The following is a 26,310-nucleotide window of genomic DNA, read 5'->3' as shown; positions in this document are numbered from 1 at the left end:
TGAGTATATAATGTGTTAGTTCTTTTTCTGCAAAAGTTTTTCAGGCACCTTGAATGGAAATTGCAAAGGCTCGTCTAGTAATTCTACTTTTGTATGTTTTATATTAATAACTGTTTGGTAAACCTTTTGGTCTTTTTCAGATTTATATTCGACCGTTACCAAATTGGATAGGGGAAAAACGTAATTATTTAGGGTAGTAAAATCATTGAAGTCCATCGAAAGTTTGGTATTCGTAACTTCTTGGGTCATCAAAAGCTTTTTGAGTTTTTTATCTTGCCCAATATAATTATCAATCTGCACTTTTCCTTCATGCTGTTTCAACAAAAAGTATTCATTTTCGCGAATAACCCTTGATTTATTCTTTTTAAAGGGTCTATTTCCAACGATCAGGGCTTGTAGAATATCAAAGTTAAGATTAAACTTGAATTTTTCAGAGAATAGTTCGTAAGGATATTCGTTGTAATTACCTTCGTATTTGTTGTAAAGCTTAACAGAATCTTTCGTAAATACTGCTGTGGCAATGGATACTGGCAAACCAGGAACTGATACATTGAGCCAAATCAAACTATCTTTCTTTACTCGAATATCAACATTTACAGTTTGATTTACTTCTGTGCTTTTAATCCCCACTTTTGCTTTGCCTTTTAGGTATTTGAAATCTACCTCATCGATATTCACTCTATCTGACTCTAAGTCGTCTGTTTTGGGGGTGATTGTACCCTCTGGCGTTTTTAACGAATCTGCTTTTTCAGTTACGACATTGCTGTTTACTAATATGGTATCTACTTTAGCCGTATTGAGGTCGGGAGATTTATAGATAGCTTGTTTTTTACAGGCAGACACAAAAAGTAAAATAACTAAGCTCAATTTTGTTAGTTGGTTCATTTTATATTTTAAAGAATGATGAAAGCAATTAGCTTTTGTCTGTTTGAGTATTGTATGGTATAAGGACGTATATACCAGCAATATTTAATCTATGAGTTTTTGTTCTGTAATTTTTTTATCGATAAGGGTGCTTGTTCCGCCTGTAGTTTTGGCTTTTTTCCATTGTTCTACGGCTTTTTGTTTTTCGCCTAATTGGAATAAAACATCGCCATAGTGTTCGATAATAGTACCACTTTTGTTGATATTATTTTCTACAGCCTTTTCCAAATAGATTTTGGCTTTATTATAATCTTTCATTTCGTACAAAACCCACGCATAGGTATCTAAATATGTGCCATTATTGGGGTGTTTTTGTACTAACTGGCCTGCCATTTGAGCCGCACGTTCGAGTTTGACTTTGCGAAGGGTCAGGAAATAGCTATAATTATTAAGTACGTGGTCGTTGTTAGGGTCTTCTTTCAAGGCTGCTTCATAAGCTTCGTCCGACTTATCGTGTTTACCCAAACTATTGTAGGTATCGCCCAACTGAGCATAAATATGTTGTGTTAGCTCATACCCCTCTGGAGCTAGTCGGCGAGCCTCCTCCAATGCCTCTATGGCTTTTTCATGGTTTCTTTTTCGGTAATAAGCGGAGCCGTTCAAATACCAAAAAAGTGATTGGTTTGGAAATACCTCTATGGCTTCTTCAGAGTGTACAATGGCACTATCTATTTGGTTCAGGTCAAAATCGAGTTGGATAATTCTTCCCCAAACCTCATTGACAGAGCGGTCCAAACGAGCGGCTTTGACATATTCGTTGCGAGCGGCAGGCACATCGCCTTTTTGAAACAACAAATCTCCATATATTGCGTGCGACTTGGGGTCGCTTGGATTAGCTGCTACCAGTGTTTTTACCAAATTAAAAGCTGTTTCTTTCGATTTGTCATCTTTCATCATCGACACATAGCTCATCAAAATACGAGCTTTGGTATTGACATCTAGGCTTGGGTCGGCAAAGGCTAGTTCTAATTCTTTGTTACATTTATCTATATCGCCCTTTTCTTGGTACAATTGGGCTAACATTACATGTGCTTGTGCATTGCTAGGATTGATTTTTAGTATTTTTTCTAGGTATGGTATAGCTTGCTCATTGCGTTTGTTCGACATTAGTAGTTCGGCTTGGTCGATAGTATAATCCATATCGTCGGGGTCGGAGGCTATCAATTTTTCACCCTCCTTGATGGCATCGTCTACTTTACCTAACTTTAGTAGAAGGGCTTGTTTTTGGTGCGAAATTTCATCGTTTAGCCCCAATACTTTTTCGGCTCTATCAAAAGCTTTAAGAGCGTCGTCGATTCTATTATCAAAAATGTATACTGCTGCCTGCTGAATATAATATTCGGCTTTGTTGGGATACAAACTCACCAGTTTTTGGTAGATTTTTTCGGCCTCTTGTAATTTTTTTGTTTTTACGTACAAATCGGCTAGAACCTCATTGTAGGTGGCATTATTGGCATCTTGTTCGAGGGCTTTTTGCAAATACGCAATGGCTTTTTCTTCTTCTCTGAGTTTTTGATATACATTACCTATTTCGTAAAGAACACCGCTGTTTTTAGGCGTAATTGCTAGAGCCTTTTCAAGAGGAGTTATGGCTTTGGCATAATCCTCCATCATATAGAACTTCATTCCTTCTGTAAATAGCGACTCCGCTTCAAGTAACTGTGCAGGCGTAACTTCATTCTTACTTTTGGCGTTAGAATCTTTTTTTTGGGCTACACCTTGATACAACGCTATTAACCAAATAGCCCCCAGAAGCATCATATTTTTTAAGCTAAGTCTCATATTTATTGAGTAGTACATACGGTGATTTATCATTAAATGGCATTATATGGGTGATGCACTACAGGTTTATTGGGGCAAAGTTACTAAAATTCTTTTCAAGTCTCTGAAATCTAAGTATTTCACCCAAAAGTATCGAACCCCCAAATTTGATAAAATATGAAAATACAGGATAATAAGCTTTATCACAAGCATATTATCAATTTAATAGCGGTTTGATTAGCCTCTTGTGCAGTAGAACGTTTCTATTTCTGAACGGTACAGATGATAGGAAAATAACGTTCAGTACCTTGAAATGTTATATTTCTTACACTGAACGTTATATCATTTTTGTTTTTTATAACAACTTATACTTTCTTGGCTGGGTTGCCAAATACAGTTTCACGGGCTTTGACATTTTCAATCACTACAGAACCTGCTCCGATTCTGGCACTTTTGCCTATTTTGACACCTCCAACAATGGTTACACCAGTACCAATAAAAGCATTATCTTCGATTTCGGCACCTGCACCGATTACGCTTCCTGCACCAATTTGTACGTAGTCGCTAATTTTGGCATCGTAATCTATTAATACTTTGCTATGTATAATATTATGGTTGCCGACGTTGGCTCTGGGGTTGATAATAACACCTGCCGAAACCAAATTGCCATGCCCAATAGCACTATTCGACGAAATAACGGCTTGGTCATGAATGGCATTGACAGGCTGAACTTTACGTACATCGTGCAACATTTCTACGATATTTTTACGCACTTTTGCTTCGTCTATTGCTACAAATGCCTCACACTTTTTACCGATTAGTTTGGTATAACCTTCATCATCGGGCGAGCCCATCACAACCACATCATCGATTTCGGTATTGTGTAATTTGGCATCATCATCTAAAAAAGCATAAACCACTACGTTATTTCTTTTAAAAATATCTAGTGCTACAGCACCCAAGCCATTGGCTCCAATAATAATCACGGGATTCTCCATGTAATTTATTCTATTTATGAGAAATGGGAATTGCCATTTCCTTTTATGACAATTAGTTAGAAAGATGGATAGTATTCTTTTCTACAAACTTAATATATTTATTCTTTACCAATTATTACGCCATTTTTGATGGTGTACAAAGTAACTCCATTTTTCAACAAAGTGAAGTCGGCTTTCATTCCCAAACTGATACCCTTTTCTGCAACAAGTTCTAAACCTGTGGCATCGATTTCGTCTGTTCCAAAGAAAACAGACATATCGCCGATTTCTTCTATTTCGCTCGAATTGGTAAAGTAATCTCGTCCTTGTACGGGTTTTTCGTTTCTATTTATGGCTAAATCTACCTTGTAGGAGGTATTTCCTTTTTTCAAAACAACATTTCTTACAATTAGATCGAATATAGTTTTGCTATTTACAGGCAACAGATCATACTCGGCTATTGATTCATTTTTGTAGGATTTATGTGCTATTGATTCAAATGCAGCTAAAATAGTCACATAATTGAGTTGACGAATATACTGTTTTTCGGGGTCGTTTTTATAGCCTCCCGATTCGATTAATACCAACGACGTTCCCCATTTTTGGATATTGTCGCCAAAAGCTCTTGGCTCAAAATCGGCTGGCCATTTACCTACCGAGTTGGGAATATAGTTTTGTAAGCCTCGATTCAGTTGTACAATTAGTTGCATTGCTTTTTTTCGTACATCATTTACTTCTTGGGCTTCGTTGTAGGCTGTTGCCAAAAAAGAAATCGTTGCAAGGTTGCCTGTTGCTCCTGCCGAATAACGACGACCTTGGTCGTGCAAATTAAAACCAAATGTAGGTTTTAACTCCATGATTAATTTTTTCAATAGCCTTCCTTCGGGGGTTTGTAGGGCTATTGCATCACGGTTCATGTCGATTCCCAAAGCGGTGTAGCGTGTCCAAGCCTCTGCACCATCGGGGTTGAGCATTGGAACAAAATAGAAAGTGCACTGGCTCAAAAGTTCTTTTCGCATATTGTCAAACTGCGAATCTTTGCTTTGGAAGAAATTAAAAATATCCATCAATGCCATCGTGGCGGTGGCTTCGTCGCCGTGCATTTGTGACCACAACATCACTTTGGTAGAGCCGTGGCCTATTTTTGCCAAATAAATATCACGGCCTTCAGTAGATTTTTCTACAACGTTGACCTCAAACTGTGGATTCTCTTTGATTTTCTGAAGAAGACTTACTAGCGTTGTATAACCAAATCGTCGTTTTGTAATGCTTTTCTCACGATAAGTATCGTAAGTATCATATAATTGTTTGTTAAAGTTCTGTGCTGAAAGCTGAGACAATGTTGTCATTATAAGTAAAATAAAGATAATTTTTGTATCCATAAAGCTCCTGAGATAAAAACAGTCCAAAGTTACTATTTCGGGCTGTGTTTATCTCATTAACCGAATGATATGATTTAGCTATTGTTAAAACATTACCAGAATTGTTGGCTTGGTAGCGTTATAAATAATCGGTGTCATGCCGTGCAACTTTGGGTACACCAACTACCTGTGAAGCATAGATACCCATTGTTCCCGAAAATACATAGGCCACAATACAAGCAATGGCTATATAAACGCCCGCTTCTATACCAAATAGCTCGATCCCCATGAGGGTACAGGCCAGTGGTGTATTGGATGCACCAGAGAATACTCCCACAAAACCCATTCCAGCCAGTAGGCTTACAGGTAAAGGAATAATATGGGCAAGGGTGTTGCCTAGTGTAGCACCAATATAAAATAGTGGAGTGACTTCGCCCCCCTTAAAGCCAGCACCGAGTGTTAAGGAGGTAAAAAAAGTTTTTGCCAAAAAATCATATACTGGCAATGGTTGAGTAAACGACTCTACAATGACAGGCACCCCTAAGCCAATATACCTTTGCGAGCCTAATAACCATACTAAAATAGCAATAATACTACCCGCAATTACTGGGCGTAGGGGAGGATATGCTATTTTGTTCTTGAAAATATTACTCCAAAAATGTGTAATTTGAGCAAAAAATAAGCCCATCAGACCAAAACATAACCCTGCCAATATCGACCAAATGATGGTTTGGGGCAATAGTTTAGGTATTTCTGCTATAAAGTAATGTGTATGACCAACATGCCAAATATCCTGACAGACATAATCGGCCACAACGGCACTTAGCAAACTTGGCAATATGGCTTCGTAACGCATTTTCCCAATAATTGCTACTTCTAAGGCAAAGACAGTTCCAGCCAAAGGCGTGCCAAAGACCGATGCAAAACCTGCACTAATACCCGCCAACAAAATAATCTTGCGATTGAGTTTTTGCTCGGCATTGTCTAGTGCTAAATTCTTGAGAGATAGTTTTTTTAAGAAAAAAACATTATCAAGCCATCTATTCCATTTATTCACTTGGTCGGCTAATGCTCCGCCCATTTGTACTGCTGTACCTTCTCGCCCGGCCGAGCCTCCAAACAAATGGGTAATAACAGTTGTCAGCAAAATGAAAGGCATCATCTTGAGCGAAATTACCGACTGAGGCTGCTGTAACTCCTCAATGAGTTGGTTGTTTCCTTTTGCAATATCTGCCCCCCAATAATAATACAGGCTTCCTACAACCCAGCCAGCTATTGGTAAAAAGGCTATTATCCAAGTATGCTGCTCACGATAGTGAGTTGCCCAGTCGAGCCATACCAAAAAAAAAGCCGATGCCGAACCCACAATAGCACCTACTATTGTACATACTATCATCCATTTCAGGGTAAATTTTAGCGCTAATATTTGTAAATTCATCATACAAAATTACGTTTTAGAATATTAATAGACAATCCTTTTAATTTTAGGCATTGATTAATATAATTTCCTGTTAGCCTATTCATTTTGTATATTTGACAATAACAGGTGTATTGCTTGTTGTCCTATACTGTAATAGATTCAATGATATGAAAACGCTTCGACTCGACGAGGTTAGTTCCTCTAAAATGCACATTGAGGTTAATACGATGCAATGGATAGATGTTAACCGCCAAAATACTATCCAAGAGATGCACAAACACGATTATTACGTGATTATCTGGGTAAAAGAAGGAGAAGGCACCCATATTGTTGATTTTAACGAATACCCCCTAGAGCCTAATTCATTTTGGTTTTTGTCGCCAGGGCAAGCCCATATTTTTCATTTGGTACAGCCTCCTCAGGGTTATGTGATTTCTTTTGGTAGTGACTTTTTTTCTACTTTCGAAAATAATCGAGAATTGTTGATTAACTCTGGGCTGTTTCACAATATTCTTCAGTTTAAGTCCTTTCAATTAGATATTACCGCCACCCAAGGTTTAGAAGAACTCATCAAAAAAATGCAGGACGAAATTGGGGCTAATGCCAATTTTCAAGATGAAATGCTGCGTTCTTTATTAAAAATGTTTTTGATTAGTTGCTCTAGACTTTTTTCTTCACAAATGACCAATACCGTAGAATCGTCAAAAGCTATTTGTATGGTTCGTCGCTTTCAAGATTTAGTAGAAGAGCGTTTTCAAGAAAAAAGCAAAGTGGCCGATTATGCCGAAAGTCTTGGTGTTACACCAAGCCATCTGAACGATACGGTAAAAAAAATAACTGGAATGCCAGCCTCCGAGCATATCAAACAACGGGTTATTCTTGAAATTAAACGAAAAGCCAATTTTGGTATGTTGTCGGCCAAAGAAATTGCCTACGAGATGGGCTTTGACGATGAGGCTCATTTTTCAAAATACTTTAAAAATAACGCAGGAATAACCTTCTCTGATTATAAAAAACAGTTGTTTCAACCCTCTTTTAAACAAGTTTTTTAGCAAATCCGTAAAATCGACAAGTTATTCCGTAATTTATATATCACTACATTAAATGTATATACATATATTTGTATCATCAAATTAGTTATAACAAAAAACAACAATATTATGTCAACTACAACATGGGCAATCGACCCAGCACACTCAGAAGTACAGTTTAAAGTAAAGCACTTGGTTATTACAACAGTAACTGGTCATTTCCAAGAATTTTCAGGAACAGTTGAAGCAGGTGAAGGTTTTGCTGATGCAAAAATCACATTTGAAGCTAATGTTGCTTCTATCAACACCAACAGCGAACAACGTGATGGCCACTTGAAAAGCGGTGATTTCTTCGATGCCGAGGCTTTCCCTACTTTATCATTTACGTCAACATCATTCACTAAAGATGGTAGCGATTTTAAATTAACTGGCGACCTTACTATCAAAGGAGTAACTTTGCCAGTAACATTCGATGTCGATTATGAAGGAACTGCTACTGACCCTTGGGGAAATGTAAAAGCTGGTTTTGAAGTAAAAGGTAAAATCAATCGTAAAGATTTCGGTTTGTCTTGGAATGCCATCACCGAAGCTGGTAGTGCTTTAGTAAGCGAAGAAGTAAAACTTGTTGGTAATATCCAATTAGTAAAACAAGCATAATAATACGATGAGAAATCATCAAAGAAAGGAGTACCCCATGAATACTGTTAAGAAAACACTCCATCTTGCCAACACAAGAGGAAAAGCCGACCACGGCTGGTTGAAAACTAATTTAACATTCTCTTTCGCTGGTTATTATGACCCTTCAAGGGTTCATTTTGGAGCTTTGCGAGTACTGAATGATGATTATATTGCTGGAGGAAAAGGCTTTGGAATGCACCCACACGACAATATGGAAATCATTACGATTCCTACTTCGGGCGTGGTTGCTCACCGAGACAACTTTGGTAACGAAGGTGTTATCACTGTTGGCGAGGTACAAGTAATGAGTGCTGGAACGGGTGTATACCACTCAGAGTTTAATCACTTACGAGACCAAGCTCTCACTTTGTTCCAAATTTGGTTATTTCCGAATGCGGAAAATGTAAAACCTCGTTACGACCAAAAATCGTTTGACTTAGCAGGCCGTCAAAATCGTTTTCAATTGTTAGTGAGTCCATCCGACGACCAATCTGACGATGCTCTTTGGATACATCAATACGCCTATTTTAGTATGGGAAATTTTGATCCAGGACAAGAGTTTTCTTATCAAATTAAACGTCCAGGCAATGGTTTATATGTTTTTGTGGTAAAGGGAGAGGTAGAAACCACTGGCGAAAAATTAGCAACAAGAGATGGCCTTGGCCTTGAAAATATCGACCAAGTAGACTTCAAAACTACCGATGGTGTCGAGCTACTATTGATGGAAGTTCCTATGCTTTAATAGTATTGTATTCAAAAAATCCTGTGTTGGGTATCCAATACAGGATTTTTTATGTCGTAAAAATATGGTAATTAAAATACCAACCATTCATTTTTGGCACGCATTACTTGCTCAATGATGTCTCTAACAGCTCCACGGCCTCCGTTGAATGGTGATACATATTGTGAAATAGCCAAAATTTCATCGCAGGCATCGGCTGGACAAGTGGCAAAAAGATGTGGACGCTCCATGACCTGATAGTCGGGAATATCGTCGCCCATATACAAGATTTCTTCTTCCTTCACGCCCGAATTAGCCAACCAACCTTCATAGATTTCGAGTTTACTTTTTCCTCCCGAACCCATAAATACATCGTGAATTTTAAGGTTTTCTAAGCGTTTTTTTACACCATCATGCTTACCGCCAGTAATAACACAAATTCTATAACCTGCTTTTACGGCTCTTTCTAGGGCATAACCATCACGAATATAAAATGTACGATAATGCTCGCCCGTTTCGAGTACATGTACCGAGCCGTCTGTCATTACGCCATCAATATCAAACACAAAGGTTGTTATTTGATTGAGTTTTTCTTGATTTATCATAGTGCATTTGTTTCTATTATGTTCTTGGTGATGCTGTCATAGATTTTTTGGTAGGCGGGCATATCTTTCAGATAGGCCATTTGTCGCTGTACAACCTCTTTGTCATTTCTACGAGCAGGGCCAGTTTGTACCTCAAAAATATCTTTGGCATCCAATGCTTTTCTTAGGGTTTCTTTGATAAGCGGCTCTAGTAATTTAAACTCCAAATCATTGGTTTTCATCAATTCCTGAGCAATTCCCCAAAGGTGATTCGTGAAGTTACAAGCAAACACCGCAGCTAGGTGTAATACCTTTCTTTCATCTGAATTTACGGCATAAGTAATATCTGAAATGTCTTGAGCAAGAGTTATCAACAAGCTTTCCACATCTAAGTCATTGGATTCCAGACAAATAGGAATTTCTTTAAAATCCACGTGGAACATTTTTGTAAAAGTTTGCAGTGGATAGAACACTCCAATCTTAATAGATTCATCCAAATAAACCTCTACTAACTCCTGTAAATCACGCAATGTTTTGCTACCCGACGTATGTACCAATATAGCCCCTACAGGTAGTGATAAATTCCGAATAACTTCCTCCATTGCGTCATCTGTTACACAAAGGAAGAATATTTGAGAAACTGAAGAAGAAAAATCTAAACCTCTGTGTGTTTGAGCATTATAAAGCTGCTGAGTCAATGCACGGGCATTGGCAGGGTTACGGCTATACACCTCGTTGATACTGTAGTTGGCACTCTCAAAAGCCTGCGACAAATGCCATGCGACATTCCCAGCTCCAATGAATGATATTTTCACCTGTTAATCTGAAATAAAATGGTTGACTGTATTCAACAAAGATAAGGCTATTAAGTAAAAATAATGCCCTAAATATCTTAGAAAGGTCTTAGATTTGGAGAATCAAACCACATATCGAAGCCATGACTTTAGTTAAGACCCACAAAATAACCGTAATTATTCCAGCCTACAACGAAGAACAAGCTGTAGCAAAAGTGATTGAGGCTATTCCCAAAAATATCGTTTCACAAATTATCGTAGTAAATAATAATTCGAGCGACCAAACAGCAGAGGTTGCACAAAAGGCTGGGGCAACTGTTCTTACCGAAACCCAACAAGGTTATGGTTTTGCTTGCCTTAAAGGTATTAACTACGTTCAAGAGCAAAATATTCAGCCCGATATTATTGTTTTCCTCGATGCCGACTACTCTGATTATCCCGAAGAATTACCTTTGGTGATTGCACCCATTATTCAGAACAACAAAGACCTTGTGATTGGGTCGAGAACTTTGGGCAAAAAACTAAAAGGCTCGATTACACCACAGCAAATCTTTGGAAACTGGCTGGCAACTCGGCTTATTGCTTTGTTATATGGTGTAAAATATACCGATTTGGGGCCTTTTAGAGCCATTAAATACAAAAAACTACTAGCCATGAATATGCAAGACAAAACCTATGGATGGACTGTAGAAATGCAACTCAAAGCAGCAAAACAACAATTACAAACTTGTGAAGTACCTGTAAGTTATAAACCTCGAATTGGGTATTCTAAGGTATCGGGTACGCTAAAAGGTACTATTTTAGCAGGATACAAAATTCTATCTTGGATATTCAAATACCTGTAAAACGTTATCTCATGGAAAAAATCGTTATTGTTGCTTATATTATCCCATTGATTTTTATCTTTATTTATAGCCTATTACAACTCGACTTGGTCATGATTTATAGGCGAAAGTCACAAACAAGTGTGCCTATTAGTGCTATCATCAGCCTGTCATCTTTGCCCAAAGTAACTATACAACTGCCTATTTTTAATGAAAAATATGTAGTAGAAAGACTTATTAATACTGTTTGTGCCATTGAATACCCTCAACACCTCCTCGAAATACAAGTACTTGACGATTCGACCGATGAAACACTAGCAATAGCACAAGCAACTGTTTTACAACAACAACAATTGGGCTTTAATATCAAACACCTCCAACGACCCACTAGGGTTGGTTTTAAAGCTGGGGCTTTGGCTTGGGGGCTACAACAAGCTCAGGGAGAGTTTGTTGCTATTTTTGATGCTGATTTTTTACCTGAAAAACACTTTTTACAAGAAACTATCCCTTATTTCCAAAATCCCCTTGTAGGACTTGTACAAAGCCGATGGACACACCTCAACCGTGACTATTCACTTATTACCGAACTTCAGGCTTTTGGGTTAGATGCCCATTTTAATATCGAACAAACTGCCAGAAATAAAGGATACCATTTTATCAACTTTAATGGTACAGGTGGTATTTGGAGAAAAGAAACCATTATTCAGGCTGGTGGGTGGTCGGCCGATACCCTTACCGAAGACCTTGATTTGAGCTATAGAGCCCAGCTACAAGGATGGCAGTTTGTTTATTTAGCAAATTTATCATCGCCTGCAGAACTACCCGTAGAGATGAATGCCCTAAAAGCACAACAACGCCGATGGACCAAAGGAGCGGCCGAATGTTGTAAAAAACACCTAAAAAAAGTATGGCAAAATAATCGTATTTCATGGAAAACAAAGTTACATGCCTCTTTTCATTTGATGAATTCAGCCACTTTTATTGCATTATTAGCACTATCCTTGCTTAGCGGAATCATTCAGGATATTGCTCGTAGTGGCACATATTCAACTCTATTTGTTTTAGCTAATATTTTTCATATTTGCCTGTTTATTTTAGCCCTATTTTATTGGGTTTCTTATCAAAAACAGGGGGTTAAAATGGATTTTTTTATCAAATTTCCACTGTTTTTATCTTTTATGATGGGACTTTCTCTACATAATTCTTTGGCTGTATTGGAGGGTTATTGGGGTAAAAAAACACCATTTGTCAGAACACCTAAACTTGGTATTAAGAATCGAACTGAAAGTTGGACAAAAAAAACCTATAGCTCAACCAGTCTCAATATACTCACATGGATAGAAATTAGCCTCACTTTATTTTTTGCAAGGGCTTGTTACCACGATATACAATTAGGTGATACCCTCATGCTATTATTCCATTCTATGCTAACATGGGGTTTTGGTGCTGTAAGTGGTTATTCGATATGGCATTGGACAGTAGGAAAAGTATATTAGTATCCTAAAATACCTTTCCTACTGTCCAAAATCTTTCAAACGATTGAAAATACAGATTGAAAAAGTACCAATTGTTAGATAAAAATTTTGGTAACTCAAAATAACATATTTGCTCTTAATTATTTGCTACTGTACCGCCCGAGAAGATTACGACTCTGTTAAAAATACAAAAATCATTGAGCATTGATTTACAGAGGATTACAAACAAAAATCTTGACTTTTATTTGTACTATTTCATTACGAATAATGGTAATTGAGTAGTTTATGGTAGGCATGAGTTGTTGCCTAATTGCCCACAGTCTATTGGCGATATTGGAGGAATTAATCTTTATAACCCTTGGAAAGTTTCGTTGAGCATTATTATATTTGTCATTATTTAAAATTAGTCTAAATAAAATCAGTACCACATACCATTTAAAAACACATACAAATGAAAGTACAAGTATACTTATTTAGCTTGTTACTGTTGCTCTTATCAATTCATTCTACCCTTGCACAAGAAAGAACACTGAGAGGGAGCATTGTAATAACAGAAACAGGAGAAGCATTAGCAGGTGCAAACGTTAAAATCAAAGGAAAGGATAAAGGCGTTAGCTCTCAAAAAGATGGTAGCTTTAAGATTGATGCGAAAGTTGGCGAGGTTCTCGTTGTTTCGTTTGTTGGGTTTCAAAGGCAAGAAGTAAGCGTTGAAAGCAAACATTTTTCACAAGGTATTATAATTGAACTACTTACAGAAACCAATCAGCTAGACGAAGTTGTAGTAACAGGAGCATTGGGTATCAAACGTGCATCCCGAGAGTTTGGGGGTGGAGCTCAGGTTATTAGCAATGAATACCTCAATCAAGGTAAAACAGTGAACCCTCTAAGCGGGTTAAATAGCAAAGTGGCAGGTTTACGTATAAACACTTACGACAGTAAGGTTGACCCTCAACTACAAATTATTATGCGTGGGAGTCGCTCCTTGAATCGTAGCAAAAATGCTCCTATTTATGTAGTAGATGGCATACCTGTACCAGAAATCGGCCGACTCAACCCCAACGATATTGAAAGTATCACCGTATTGAAAGGTGCAAATGCTGCGGCTTTGTATGGTTCTGAAGGGGTAAATGGTGCCATTATGATTACCACTAAAAATGGTACGAAAGATAAAGGAAGAGTTACCTTTGGGCATACTACTACGTTTTCGCAAGTTTTTATGCTACCGCCAGCTCAAACCAAATTCGGACAGGGTGTCAATGGCGTTTATAGCCCAACTCAATATGAATCTTGGGGGCCAAGCTTTGATGGTACTTTAAAGCCGATTGGTACAGCACTTCCCGACGGAACGACTCCAGAAATCACTTATGCAGCTCCTTCAAAAGACAACCGCCTTGATTTGTTCCAGACGGGTGTAAATATGCAAAATGATGTGTCGTTTTCGGGTGGTGACGATAAATCCACTTATTTCTTTTCATTACAAAATGTTGACATAAAAGGAATTATCCCAAAAGATGTAAGCCGAAGAACCAATGGGAGATTCAATGGAACTCGTAGTTTTGGCAAGCTCAAAACCTCCTATAATGTAAGTTATTCTGATTTTTCTAGTGAAACTACTCCTGATGGCCCTTGGATTACGGCTTATCAATTGCCTGCCAATATTGATTATAAGACTTTGGTAAACTGGCAAGAAACCAACAGCATGGCCAATCCGCTTTACTTCTTTACCGACCTTCAGAAAAACCCTTATCATCAAATAGAGGCTTATAGAAATAGTGTAAAACAAAAGACATTTAATGGGAAATTAGAATTTGAATACCCTATTATGCCTTGGTTATCTATTATTGAAAGAGTAGGTTTATACACTCGTAGTGCTGAAACCAGAAGTACCGTTGCCAAATTTGAAGCATCTGGCCGAAGAAATATCAATGGCTCGGTAACGGATGGAAACGAAAACTTTAGCAGAATCAACAATGATTTGATTCTTTCTTTTCAAAAAGATATTGGTGATTTTTCGACAAGAATGATTATTGGTCAAAACCTACGTGCCGACGAAACCAAAAGTACGTCGATAGGTTCAAGCAATTTAACTTTACCAGATTTATTTAACCCAGGAAGCCGTATCGGCGAACTAACAGGAAGCGTTGGAATTACGAAATACCGTTCAATGGCCGCTTATGGGGAATTGACAACGGGTTATAAAAATTACTTATTCCTTACGCTTACTGGCAGAAACGAATGGGTTTCGGTTTTGAGTAAAGAAAATAGGTCATATTTTTATCCTGGTGTTAGTACTTCATTTGTGTTCACAGATGCTATTCCTGCATTGAAAGAGCAATCTACATTAAGTTATGGAAAGTTCTTTGCTTCCTATAACAGAACAGGAAACGTTACTTTAGACCCTTATTCGCTTAATAATGCTTACAGCCAAATTAATGGTTTTCCTTTTGGAAACCTTGTAGGCTTTACGCCAAGTTCACGTTACCCGAACCCTAATATCCAACCCGAATTTGTAAAGTCTATAGAAGTGGGGGCTCAGTTGGCATTTTTCAATAATCGCCTTAATGTAGAAGGAAGTTATGTTTATTCTGATTCGAGAGGACAAATTTTTAATGCCACTACTTCTAGGGCTACAGGTTATAGCAGCGCCCTTGTAAATGCGGGTCGCTTAACCAATAACATTATCGAATTAACAATAAGTGGAGATATTATTCGTAGCAAAAATTTACGTTGGAATACAGGATTTACTTTTGCCCACATCAACAATCAGGTAAAAGAATTATATGAAGGATTAACCTCATTTAATATTTTCCGCCAATCGTATGCCAATATCGGACAAGCCTATCCAAGTCTTCAGGTAAGTGATTATCAGCGTGACCCACAAGGACGAGTAGTTATCAATACGTCAACAGGAGAGCCTTTGATTGCCTCAGACCCCGTACACCTTGGCACAATGGTTCCACCTTACCAAATGGGTATTAACTCGATGCTCAAATTCAAAAACTTTAGCTTGAATGCTCAGTTCGACTGGCGAATGGGCGGCTGGTTATATTCTGAGATTGTACCACGTATGTACACCGCAGGAACTGACCCAAGAACGGCTGAGTTTGACAGACAACCTTTTATTTACCCGAACTCAGTTATTCAAAATGCTGATGGTACTTATACCGAAAACACCAGCGTGTACTCAAAAGGAGATAAGGCTTTTTGGACAAAACAAGGGGAAGTACAAAGCAATACCGCTGCAAAATCTGATTATTTCAAACTCAGAGAGTTGAATATTAGCTACAATATTCCTGCTAAATTATTGGGAAGTAAACGCTACTTCAAAGAAGCGTCAATTGGATTTGTAGCAAACAACTTGTTTATTATCAGACACAAAGACAATAATTACGGTGACCCTGAATACTTATACAACACTACGGATGGCTACATCAGTTTCAGACAAGTACCACCTTACAGAACGTATGGTTTCACATTTAATATTGGCTTCTAATTAAAAAGAAAATGAAAAATATAGTTAAATTATTTTTACTATTTATCTCCATTTCATTAGCAGGATGCAGTGATTTTCTGGACGTAAATGATAATCCAAATTCTCCTGTTTCAGAAAATTTAAGTTTAAGTGCTAAATTACCTGCAGCATTGGTAAGTTCTGTGAATCAGGAAAGTATTCAAATCAATCAGATTGGTGCATTTTGGGGTGGCTACTGGGGTACAACCAGCGAAGGTGTAAACCTTTTCCCTGATATGAAAAACTATAACGGCCCTGCGATTCGTCACCAAAGAGACGGTATTCCTGTTTGGGAAACTGCCTATACCAATATTCTTTATTATCAACTTATCAGAGAACAAGCAACTTCCGAAAAATCGCCTTTTTATGCAGGTATTGCCAAAATAATGCAAGCTTGGCATTTTTTAAGATTGGTAGATTTTTACAATAATATTCCATTCGACGAAGGGCTTCAAGGTACAAAATTTCCAACACCCAGATATGAGTCGGGTAAGAGTGTTTATGAAAAATCTATTGCCTTAATCTCGGAAGGGATGACCGATATTAAATCGGCAACAGCAGGAAGTCAGCCCAATGCTGATGATATTATTTTTAAAGGCAATAAAGTTTTATGGCTAAAATTTGGCAATACCATCAAATTACGTGCATTATTACGCCAAAGCGAAGCAGGAAATAACGCATATATTACGGCAGAAATACAGAAAATAACACAAGAAGGTAGCGGTTTTTTGGATGCTAGCGAATCGGCAATGGTGCAGCCAGGTTATTTATTAACATCTGGCAAAATGAATCCTTTTTGGGAAAACTATTATCGCAATGTGCAAGGTGTAGCAACAGCCAATTATATCGACATTCGCCCGACGAGCTTTGTCCTTCAGCAATACCAATTACGTAACGACCCAAGAATTGAGCAATTATACGTAGCCGTAAATGGGCAATACAACGGGGTATTATTTGGTAATCCTAATGCCGAAAGTAAGTATAATAGAAATGCTACCTCTGCTTTCAAAGGCCCGCAGGAAAACACAAGCCGTGCAGCGGGACTTTTCAAAAGTGCCACACAGGCTTCTGTATTATTGGGTTCTTTTGAAAGCTTATTTCTACAAGCAGAAGCTGCCCAAAGAGGCTGGTTGAGCCAATCGGCCAAATCATTATATGAGCAAGCCATTTCAGAATCGTTTGTTTATTTTGGTGTTTCTACGACTCAATTATCAGCTTATCTAGCACAGTCAAATGTAGCCTTCAATGAAACTATTACAAGAATTATTGAACAAAAATGGCTTGCTATAAACAGCATAAGCAGTATTGAAGCATGGAATGATTTCAGAAGATTGGGCGTTCCGGCCATTCCTAACTCTTTGGATGCAGCATCTCCGAATGACCGCCCTTTGCGTTTTATGTATCCTGAAACAGAACGCCAAACCAACAACACGGAAGCCTCTAAACAAGGTAGTGACGATATGATTTCGGCTCGTGTGTGGTGGGATGTTAATTAACACTACTTGATTCATTTGTTGTTTATGAATCATCTGTAAACAGTCAAAATAGTGTCAAATCATATTCGCTACAAACCTCAGCCCTTTCTCTTTTGGAGAGAGGGCTTTTTGCTATTACTCAAATCTTTCCGAATCTTACTCAAAAATTCGGGCGTAATACCCAAGTATGAAGCAATTTGCGTATTGGCGAGCCGAGATGAACTGTAATAGTAATGGCAACCACGACGAAGGCAATCCCGTAGAAAGAGTCATACCGCAGCAAGATATATTCCTAAGCATCTGATTGCTATTATTCCTAATACTGGATACGGTTGTTTTTTAGAAAACTTTCCCGCAACTTGGGCAAGTATTGAGCTTTTCTTGAAGAAATAATAGCTTTCATAACGAAAAAACCATTGTTAATCTAAAAGATGAAAAATTTGCAGATATTACTCTTTACCCTTTTTTTATATCAAAACCTATTGGCTCAAACAGTCAGCTTAGAGCCTAATAATCTGATAGCCAATCAAGTATCAATGTCTTTTGAAAAACTCAATGGAATGAAAGTACTAAAAGTTGTGAAAGATTCGACCATGAAGAAAGTAGATGAAGCGACATTTGTACGTATCAAAAATATTGATTTTCAAGAGGGAATAATTGAAGTGAAAGTATTAAGTAGATTGTTGAAAACGGCTGCTCCTTCCGACCGCGGCTTTATCGGTTTGGCGTATCATATCAATGCCGATAATTCAAAATTTGATTGTATTTACATTCGTCCGACCAACGGCCGAGCCGACGACCAAGTACGCCGTAACCATTCGATTCAGTATTTTTCTTTTCCTGATTTTAAGTTTGATATTCTTAGAAAAGAAAAGCCCGAAAGATATGAATCTTACGCCGACATGGGTTTGAACGAATGGATAAAAATCAAAATCGTAGTTAAAGGCAAACAATCCAAATTATTTCTAAACGATAACGAACACCCCTCTTTAATCGTCAACGAATCATTGGGCAATAACACTGCTGGAGCATTAGGACTTTTCGTAGATGTAGGAACAGAAGGATATTTTAGAGATTTAAAAGTGAAAAAAGAGTAATAAAGTTTCAAATTAACAAGAGTCATCCCAAATTTAGTGAATGGTGATTTTCACCAGTAAAGACGCAATACTTTGCGGCTAAAGATGTATCATTTAACATGTAAAAGGCGTTTGAAATTAGCTTTCGAACGCCTTTTGCAAGAATAGCTCCTAATTTTCTATCATTTGAGCAATTGATAAGCCTCTTCAAAGCTCACTTAACTACCTTATGAATCTCAACAAACACAAAGAGGTGGTTATCCAAAATTTGGATGACTCATATTTCTACATATCTATTCCAATTTGTTTCATCAATTGGCTAGCATTAAAGCTTTTACACACACCTTCACGTAGCGTATAATCAAATATTAGCTTACCATTAATTACTTCCGACGAAAAACTATAATTACTTACAAAACCCTGTTCTGTAAAATCATCACCCAACTCTACATCGTGTGTTGAAATAAAACCCGACGATGGGGTTTTGTGTAATTGAACCATCAAGGCTTTTGCTCCATCGTGGCGGTCTTTTGAATTAGTACCCTTCAAAATCTCATCTAAGAAATAGAGCGTAGGCAATGATTGGTTGGGCTGATTCACCCAATCGATCAATTGTTTAAGTCGCTTGAGTTCGGCATAAAACGAAGAGGTATCTTCCTCTAACGAATCTTGCGTTCGCATACTGGTAAAAACCTGTACCATCGAGCATTCAAAAGCCTCGGCACATACCACCGCTCCCATCAATGCCAAAACCATATTGACTCCTACCGTTCGCTGAAAAGTACTTTTTCCCGACATATTAGACCCCGTAATAATGATCGTTTTACCAATTCCCTCAAGGATAATAGAATTACAAACTCTTTTTTCAGAACGAATCATTGGATGTCCCAATTGAATAGCCTTTAGGCAAAAATCTTCTTGGTGAATTGTTGGGAAAACAGCCGTTGGATTGGCAAATGTATGTCCTGCTAGGCTATTGAGGGCTTCAAACTCACTGACAGTATCGAGCCACAAAGGAAGTTGTTGTTGGTATTGTATACGCCACTGTTCTAAGCGATAAAAATACCGCAAATCCCAAAGCGAAACCGTGCCAACCAATATCATAAAAATAGGATTATTTCGATTAGCTACCCTTTCTAAGAGTTTTACCAGATGCTGAATCGAGGTGCTTGCTTCTGAAACTTGATTTTGTAAAGCTTGTAAACTTGGCGAACAAAACAGCTGTTGAGCTATACTATTACATAAAACAGCATAGGCTTTTAAAGCCCCAGTTACCCGATTGGTATGTTCTAAGTAAATGGTTAGCTCGTCAAAAATTTGTTTTAAAATCCAACCATGAATCAAAAAAACCAACAACAAAAATTGGATAGGAACAACACCGATTAAACAAGCAATAGCAAAAGGAATACTCAGATAAGGCAGAAAGCGAGCGTAGCGGAAAAGGGGTTTGTCGAGGGTTTTGCTAGGAGAAGCCTCAGCCCATTCCAAAAGCTTATCGGTGGGCTTTTCTACCTCTTCTATCATCATTGCCGAAGCCTCAAAATCTTGTCGCCAATCGATAAGTTCTTTTAATTCTGCCGAGGCCTCTTGCCGACCCATAATTGTAGTATATGGCGCTGGAAACTGTAGCCAAGAAGCCAGTAGTTTAGAGCCTGCAAAAGTATGCGTTCGGTTGAGTAATTGAAAAATCGAATGCTTGCCAAAAATATCTAGGTCTGTAGCATAAAAATGATTACTATTTAGAAATGCTTCGCCTGTTTCGGGGCGAGTAAATATTTTCTGTAAACGCAAAATTTCATCATTGTTGAGCGTCGCCAGTAGCCTGAATTTATCTCTTTGCGACTTAATGTTTAGGTGTTTGGTTACCATCCAAAGAAATACAACGATACCTACAACGAGTACTCCCAAGAAAATCCACTCGTTACTATTTTGGAAAACATAAAAGCAAAGCAAACCATATATTATAAAAAAGAATGCCCTTGCTACAGCCCATTGGTTATATTTTTTTTGAAAAATATCAGCTTGTTGTTCAAAAGCCTCTTTTCGTTTTTGAAAAATCTGTGTCATACTATGATGTGTTGTTGTGTGGCTGTCTCAATTACAGAAATAACGAGCCAAAAAGGAAAAAACTATCCTAACAAAGCCCCAAAGATAGTGGGTACTTATTGGTATCGATAAATGATAAGATGATTTTTCTTGTAAATAGAGGAATAATACAATGAAGTTATTGGCAATATTTTGAAAATATAGTTCATAAAAGTAAACCCTAAACGATACGCAACCTCATAAAGTTTGTATTGTTGGACAAGAGCATACAGAACTGATAAATACAAAAATAATTAAATAGAAAACGTAAGTTGTAAACGTTTTGAATGATGGGTGAAATATCAGACTCTTTTTCCTATGAAAGTTGGTATTCCTTTACGGTTTAATGATGGTATTGCTGGTTTCAGAAATACCATATTCTTATGATTTTACTTTCTAGCTCCGCCAAAAGTAAAACCTGCTTTAATAGAAGTATAGTTGTTTTGCTTAGGCGATGTTTCTAACATATTGTGTTCAAGAACAATACGTAAATGGTTGGTTTCAATCCCAAGTCTAGGAGCAGTACCCATCATACTGTATCGGTCTTGAAATCGCCCTGGTTTTGCCGTAAATATAGCGTCATAAATACCATAGCCTATTCCTAAAAACGGCTTTACACCTGTTTTTTTTAGAAAATACTCAGATGTAAGCATAATCGAATTTACGCCATTGATAGGGCCTGTCTGCACACGTTGCCCTTCTATCAATTTGGCAGGGTAGGCATCGGCGGCCTCCAGCTTCATGCCTAAAGCTAGCTGTTGGGTAAAAAGATATTTCGACTCGATAGAGGCCAATGCCCCAAACGAATTAGAGGTTCGGCTCAGCCCCAATAATAAATCTACTTTGAAATTTCCTAATGACTGTGTTTGAGCTGCGAAACTTACCAACATCAAAGATAACACATAGTATATAATGCTCTTTTTCATGCTTTTATAAAATATTGTAGATACACGACACAGGGACTAAAATTGTAGTTCGATAAAATTAAGAAGACAATAGCCCATCGATAAGTTGAAAAAATACGAATGAAACTCTATCCCCAAATCTATAATTAGAATAGGGATAGTTGTTACAAAGAGGCTTTAGAGTCTGTACCTCTTTGTAACAACCTGTTGATTAATTGACATTTTATTTTTGAAAAAAGTTTTTAGTTTTTCTTTTTTCTAGTAGAAAACAAATAGTTTTTATCTCCATTAATCAAGCAACTCTATTATAAAGCACAGATTACCTGTCTTTAATTACGCAGTATTACATACTCCAGCCACTTCTGTATTCTCTTTTCACAAACTGGTTGGCTTCGTCAAAATTGGTAATTCTCATGTTTGCACCATCCCACAAGAGTTTCTTACGACCTGGATAATCAAAATCTTGTAACCACTGTTTATCTTTTTTAGGAGTTCTATAGAAGTAGCTTCTAATAGCCAAGTTACCCATCAAAACAGTTTCGGACATAGGGCCAGCATAATCAAATGATGAACTCAGCGGTTGATGTTTGCCATAACCATCACGGCATGCTTGTAGCCATTGTTGGTAATGCCCTTCGTTATCGGCACCTACTACACGAGGAATAGAAATAGGAAGTTTATCACCTTTTTCTTTAAGTTTAGCTTCAGGCCAAAGCGTTGGATTTGAACCATACACACCACACATCATTACCCCTTTTGTACCCATCAACAATACACCGCCACTCCAGTCGCCAAGCTTAACATCGGCGGGGATTTCTTCGGGATGTTCTGGCATTAGGCCGCCATCGTACCAAGTCATTTTAACAGCCTCTTTACCTTTTCTTGGAAATTTCAAATGAATCATCGACGACGCAGGAAAACTTTCAGGGAAATATCCTGGCTGAAATGAGCCAACCCAGCCTTCACTCATACTACATTCTACCTCAGAAGGATACCCCAAGCCTAATACCCGATAAGGAGGGTCCATCATGTGGCAGGCCATATCGCCCAAAGCCCCTGTACCATAATTTACCCAGCCTCGCCAATTAAATGGGTGATACGCAGGGTTATAGTCTTCATAAGCCGCAGGGCCGAGCCACAAGTCCCAGTCCAATTCACTAGGAACATCAAATTTGCCTTTTGGTTTGGCAATACCTTGTGGCCATACAGGGCGGTTTGTCCAAACATGTACACGATTTACTTCGCCAATTAGTCCAGCCTTGTACCATTCCATCATACGTCGTACCCCATCGCCCGACGAGCCTTGGTTACCCATTTGGGTTACAACTTTGTTTTGGCGAGCTGCTTCGGTCATTTTACGAACCTCGGCAATATTATGTGCTAGGGGCTTTTGTACATAAACGTGTTTGCCCATTTGCATGGCAGCCATGGCTATCACATAGTGTGTATGGTCGGGGGTAGATACCGTTACGGCATCAATATTATTTTTTTCAGCTTCAAGCAATTTCCTAAAATCACGGTAATGCGATGCAGCAGGAAATTTCTTGATAGCCTGTGCGGCCTGACGGTCATCAACATCACAAAGCGATACAATATTATTGCGGCCGTTGTCCCACGCCCCCAAAATATCTACCCATCCTTTGCCTCCACAACCTACTGCTGCTACATTTAGCTTGTCGGAAGGTGCTACAAAGCCTTTACCAAGTACATGGCGAGGTACAATGTAAAAACTGCCTAGTGCTAACGATGCTTTTTTGATAAAATCTCTTCTCGAAGAACCAGAAGAGTCGAGGGCTTGTTTTTCGCCTTCTTGAGATGAATTTTGGTCAGTCATTATTATAGAAAAATTAGGTTTTTGCTTATTGCATTTATTCTTGTAAATATAAAATAAAACAGAGCATATACAAAAATACTAATACCATAACCAAGGATTATCCTTTTGTGTAATGGATAGAATATGAATTTATTAGGGAGTGAAAAATTACTGGACAAACCATATAGGAGAAAAAATAGGCAACCTAATTTGAACATTTTATTACTAAAAATGCTTGATTAACTTCAGAGGTCATATTGAAAGAGATATTTTGAAAAACACTTACTTTTCTCCTTCTATCAATAGACCCCAATACATATAGCCCATTACAAAAAGGATATTGATGAGAAATAACAACAAAATGTCTTTAAATCTGTTTCTACTACCAAGGTCATATTTCCCTATTACTCTAATAATCAATAGGTAGGTAAGAAGTAATAAGGGGTATAAGGAATATCGCCAGCCCCAGTATACCAACAACAAACTCGTATGGATTGGGGATGGTTATTTCCAAGGTAAAATATATTAGTGCTATTATTACACTAATAATACTTGTACAACTTCCCCATTTTATTATTAGCAAGATGGCGGTATGTATTTTGTTATTCATCTTTACAATTGCTTGTGTCGCTACGATACAACTAATATAATTTTTTATGGACATACGAGGTGCCGTATTTATTGTAGGTTTATCTTAGCATACTTACCGTTTTGTCGACGTCACAATTATAAGAAAAACTCCATTAATAAATATAATATGAAAAATCCAAAGTTGCTTATTATCATTAATTTAGTTGCCTTTATAGCTGTCTTGGTAATGAATACGCTAGCCAATTCCTTGCCTTTGAACGGGCATACACCTGGCCAGTTGTCGGATATGTACCCCAACTTATTTGTACCTGCAGGCGTTACATTTGCTATTTGGGGTATAATTTATTCTTGGCTATTGGTTTTTGTCTCTATGCAAGTGGTGGCACTTTTTAGCACGTCGGCAAGCGAAAAAGTATTTCCTTGGGTTTTAAGAGTAGGGAATTATTTTGCCATAAGCAGTTTCCTCAATATAGCATGGCTTTTTGCTTGGCATTGGCGACTAATGGGTTTGTCAGTTTTTGTGATGCTTTGTTTGTTGGTAACACTATTACGCATGAGTATTTGGATAGGCGTTGGGAAATCAAAATACAACAAACAAGAGAAATGGCTTGTTCATGCACCTTTTAGCGTGTATTTAGGATGGATTTCTATTGCAACTATTGCCAACATCACCGCTTTTTTAGTAAGTATCAACTGGCAAGGGTGGGGCATTTCAGCATTCAACTGGACAACCACAATGATTGTAATCGGAACGTTAATTGCCCTTTTTGTTATAAGAAACCGTAATAATATTTTTTATGGTGCTGCTGTAATTTGGGCTTTAATAGGAATAAGTATCAAACGAGAAGCTATTGCCGACCCTATCTCAATCGCTATCATTCCAGTTACAACGGCATGTATTATCCTGTTGGTTATTACCATAGGTTTTCGTTTAAATAAGTGGTTGAGTTATTGAGTGATTTGAGGTTTTTTAGCCCATGTTAGCAATCATGCTGACATGGGCTATTTTTTACTGCAAATGGCAGGAAGGAAGAAGGGTATCTTCGATGCTGTACTCTTCCGAAGCATAAATTGTTATACTTAGTGCTAGGCCTCTTTCCATATTATTGAACTACAGATTAAACGCTATAAAATGTTCGTTGCTTTTTTCTTTCTTATAATCAAAAAGGGGTCAAAAGCGATATTGGGTTGTTAAGTTTTTAGCAACCTCTTTAAGCATTTTTCTAATTTTATACTTTTCTACCAAATACTACTCACTACTTCACATGATACTTTGAAACATCAATATTGGGTGTCGAGAAAATTGTGCCGTTGTCGGTAATCAGGATGGCTTGATAGTCTGGATACTTTTTGAGAAGTTTTAGGCCTGCTTTTTTGCCTAAAACCATAATAGAAGTACTAAATCCATTGGCGGTTTCGGCACTTGGGCCTAATACGGTTACGCTACAAAGTCCTGTGGCAGGATAGCCCGTTACGGGGTTAATAATATGTGCATATCGCTTGCCATTGAAAACCACAAATTTCTCATAACTTCCCGAAGTCACAACGGCACTTTTTACCAATGGAATAATGGCAAAAATGGTATCTTTTTTCATCGGATTGGTAATACCCACCGACCACGCTTTTCCATCTGGGCGTTTCCCCCAAGTACTCATATCGCCCGAACCGTTTACGATACCCGCTTTGATACCTTTAGCCAACATCATATCTCGGCATCTGTCGGCGGCATAGCCTTCGCCCAATGCTCCAAAGCCAATTTTCATACCTTTGCGTTTCAAGAAAATCGTAGCGTTTTCTTTGTTCAATTCAATGTTTTCATAACCCACTTTTTCTACCGATTTTTTGATAGCTTCGGGGCTTGGCATTTCTTTCATTGAACCGTCGAATTTCCAGATTCTGTCCATTGCTGCAAAACTAATATCAAAAGCTCCGCCAGTAATTTTTGAGAAATGAATCGCTCGTTCCGTTAAGGCAAATACTTCTGCATCAACTTTTACGGGTTTTATGCCTGCATTTCTATTTACTTCGGATACTTGTGTATCACTTTTCCAGTCGGAAATTAGGTTTTCGATTCTGGTGATTTCGGCAATTACACTATCAATATTATTCTCGGCCGATAATGCGTCGTTGGCAACAATACTAATATCAAAGCGACTGCCCATTAGTTTGACCGCTCTTTTACGAAGTACCTGAGCGGAAGTATTGAAGCTAATAATAAGGACTAAAAAGAAGAATATTTTTTTCATTACTAAGAAGAAAATAAGCCTTATGTTGAATAATACTAATATAAAGACTTAGTTATTT

General features: G+C 37.9%; 20 protein-coding genes. 9 read left to right on the top strand and 11 right to left on the bottom strand.

What is annotated here, in order from left to right; all coding sequences use genetic code 11:
* Window positions 1–15: 15 nt before the first annotated feature.
* From lolB1 to FLEMA_RS71770, 5 genes are all read right to left on the bottom strand, one after another.
* Window positions 16–885, bottom strand: a complete 870-nt coding sequence (gene lolB1, locus FLEMA_RS71790; protein WP_052354177.1) for a lipoprotein insertase outer membrane protein LolB1 — start codon at window positions 883–885, stop codon at window positions 16–18.
* Window positions 886–969: 84 nt separating this feature from the next.
* Window positions 970–2,706, bottom strand: coding sequence for a tetratricopeptide repeat protein (locus FLEMA_RS71785; protein WP_052354176.1), 1,737 nt, complete (start codon window positions 2,704–2,706; stop codon window positions 970–972).
* Window positions 2,707–3,050: 344 nt separating this feature from the next.
* A complete protein-coding gene (locus FLEMA_RS71780; protein ID WP_044172641.1) occupies window positions 3,051–3,683 on the bottom strand; it encodes a NeuD/PglB/VioB family sugar acetyltransferase in 633 nt (210 codons plus the stop codon).
* Between the two features lie 98 nt (window positions 3,684–3,781).
* Complete coding sequence (locus FLEMA_RS71775) at window positions 3,782–5,011, bottom strand: M14 family zinc carboxypeptidase (protein WP_159102712.1); 1,230 nt, start codon at window positions 5,009–5,011, stop codon at window positions 3,782–3,784.
* A 151-nt stretch (window positions 5,012–5,162) separates the two neighbouring features.
* Window positions 5,163–6,464 carry a voltage-gated chloride channel family protein gene (locus FLEMA_RS71770; protein WP_044172634.1) on the bottom strand — a complete coding sequence of 434 codons (1,302 nt, stop codon included), beginning with the start codon at window positions 6,462–6,464 and terminating at the stop codon, window positions 5,163–5,165.
* Between the two features lie 146 nt (window positions 6,465–6,610).
* On the opposite strand from FLEMA_RS71770, the gene FLEMA_RS71765 reads away from it, so the two are divergent.
* The 3 genes from FLEMA_RS71765 (at window position 6,611) to FLEMA_RS0138895 (ending at window position 8,894) form a co-directional block, all read left to right on the top strand.
* Window positions 6,611–7,495: a helix-turn-helix domain-containing protein gene (locus FLEMA_RS71765; protein WP_044172631.1), complete on the top strand. Its 885-nt coding sequence runs from the start codon at window positions 6,611–6,613 to the stop codon at window positions 7,493–7,495.
* 108 nt (window positions 7,496–7,603) lie between these two features.
* Window positions 7,604–8,131, top strand: a complete 528-nt coding sequence (locus FLEMA_RS0138900) for a YceI family protein (protein WP_026996659.1) — start codon at window positions 7,604–7,606, stop codon at window positions 8,129–8,131.
* Window positions 8,132–8,138: 7 nt separating this feature from the next.
* The gene (locus tag FLEMA_RS0138895; RefSeq protein ID WP_229359484.1) at window positions 8,139–8,894 is read left to right on the top strand and encodes a pirin family protein; all 756 of its coding nucleotides are present in this window, start codon (window positions 8,139–8,141) and stop codon (window positions 8,892–8,894) included.
* Window positions 8,895–8,965: 71 nt separating this feature from the next.
* Here the strand turns inward: FLEMA_RS0138895 and FLEMA_RS71760 are convergent, their stop codons facing one another.
* Both FLEMA_RS71760 and FLEMA_RS71755 read right to left on the bottom strand, forming a co-directional pair.
* Entirely contained in the window at window positions 8,966–9,478 is a 513-nt protein-coding gene (locus tag FLEMA_RS71760; protein ID WP_044172628.1) for a KdsC family phosphatase, read from the bottom strand.
* The gene (locus FLEMA_RS71755; protein ID WP_044172625.1) at window positions 9,475–10,272 is read right to left on the bottom strand and encodes a Rossmann-like and DUF2520 domain-containing protein; all 798 of its coding nucleotides are present in this window, start codon (window positions 10,270–10,272) and stop codon (window positions 9,475–9,477) included. The genes FLEMA_RS71760 and FLEMA_RS71755 overlap by 4 nt, the downstream gene beginning before the upstream one ends.
* A 122-nt stretch (window positions 10,273–10,394) precedes the next feature.
* On the opposite strand from FLEMA_RS71755, the gene FLEMA_RS0138850 reads away from it, so the two are divergent.
* The 5 genes from FLEMA_RS0138850 to FLEMA_RS0138800 all read left to right on the top strand — a co-directional run bounded on the left by FLEMA_RS0138850 (window position 10,395) and on the right by FLEMA_RS0138800 (window position 18,633).
* Window positions 10,395–11,096 carry a glycosyltransferase family 2 protein gene (locus FLEMA_RS0138850; RefSeq protein WP_026996657.1) on the top strand — a complete coding sequence of 234 codons (702 nt, stop codon included), beginning with the start codon at window positions 10,395–10,397 and terminating at the stop codon, window positions 11,094–11,096.
* 11 nt (window positions 11,097–11,107) lie between these two features.
* Window positions 11,108–12,571, top strand: coding sequence for a cellulose synthase family protein (locus FLEMA_RS0138845; RefSeq protein ID WP_026996656.1), 1,464 nt, complete (start codon window positions 11,108–11,110; stop codon window positions 12,569–12,571).
* 430 nt (window positions 12,572–13,001) lie between these two features.
* Window positions 13,002–16,043, top strand: a complete 3,042-nt coding sequence (locus FLEMA_RS0138820; protein WP_026997917.1) for a SusC/RagA family TonB-linked outer membrane protein — start codon at window positions 13,002–13,004, stop codon at window positions 16,041–16,043.
* 11 nt (window positions 16,044–16,054) lie between these two features.
* Window positions 16,055–17,557 carry a SusD/RagB family nutrient-binding outer membrane lipoprotein gene (locus FLEMA_RS0138815; RefSeq protein ID WP_026996655.1) on the top strand — a complete coding sequence of 501 codons (1,503 nt, stop codon included), beginning with the start codon at window positions 16,055–16,057 and terminating at the stop codon, window positions 17,555–17,557.
* A 410-nt stretch (window positions 17,558–17,967) separates the two neighbouring features.
* A complete protein-coding gene (locus FLEMA_RS0138800) occupies window positions 17,968–18,633 on the top strand; it encodes a hypothetical protein (RefSeq protein ID WP_026996654.1) in 666 nt (221 codons plus the stop codon).
* 264 nt (window positions 18,634–18,897) lie between these two features.
* Here the strand turns inward: FLEMA_RS0138800 and FLEMA_RS71750 are convergent, their stop codons facing one another.
* From FLEMA_RS71750 to FLEMA_RS71740, 3 genes are all read right to left on the bottom strand, one after another.
* Window positions 18,898–20,679: a MutS-related protein gene (locus FLEMA_RS71750; protein ID WP_044172621.1), complete on the bottom strand. Its 1,782-nt coding sequence runs from the start codon at window positions 20,677–20,679 to the stop codon at window positions 18,898–18,900.
* A gap of 407 nt (window positions 20,680–21,086) precedes the next feature.
* A complete protein-coding gene (locus FLEMA_RS71745; RefSeq protein ID WP_144080135.1) occupies window positions 21,087–21,623 on the bottom strand; it encodes a hypothetical protein in 537 nt (178 codons plus the stop codon).
* 322 nt (window positions 21,624–21,945) lie between these two features.
* Window positions 21,946–23,436 (bottom strand): Gfo/Idh/MocA family protein, encoded by a 1,491-nt coding sequence (locus FLEMA_RS71740; protein ID WP_044172615.1) that lies wholly within the window; start codon window positions 23,434–23,436, stop codon window positions 21,946–21,948.
* Between the two features lie 736 nt (window positions 23,437–24,172).
* On the opposite strand from FLEMA_RS71740, the gene FLEMA_RS0138655 reads away from it, so the two are divergent.
* A complete protein-coding gene (locus FLEMA_RS0138655; protein WP_026997916.1) occupies window positions 24,173–24,961 on the top strand; it encodes a TspO-related membrane protein in 789 nt (262 codons plus the stop codon).
* Between the two features lie 301 nt (window positions 24,962–25,262).
* Here the strand turns inward: FLEMA_RS0138655 and FLEMA_RS71735 are convergent, their stop codons facing one another.
* Entirely contained in the window at window positions 25,263–26,252 is a 990-nt protein-coding gene (locus tag FLEMA_RS71735; RefSeq protein WP_044172612.1) for an FAD:protein FMN transferase, read from the bottom strand.
* Window positions 26,253–26,310: the final 58 nt, after the last annotated feature.

This window comes from Flectobacillus major DSM 103 (assembly GCF_000427405.1).
GTDB lineage: Bacteria > Bacteroidota > Bacteroidia > Cytophagales > Spirosomataceae > Flectobacillus > Flectobacillus major.
This window is presented reverse-complemented; position numbering and strand designations above follow the sequence as displayed.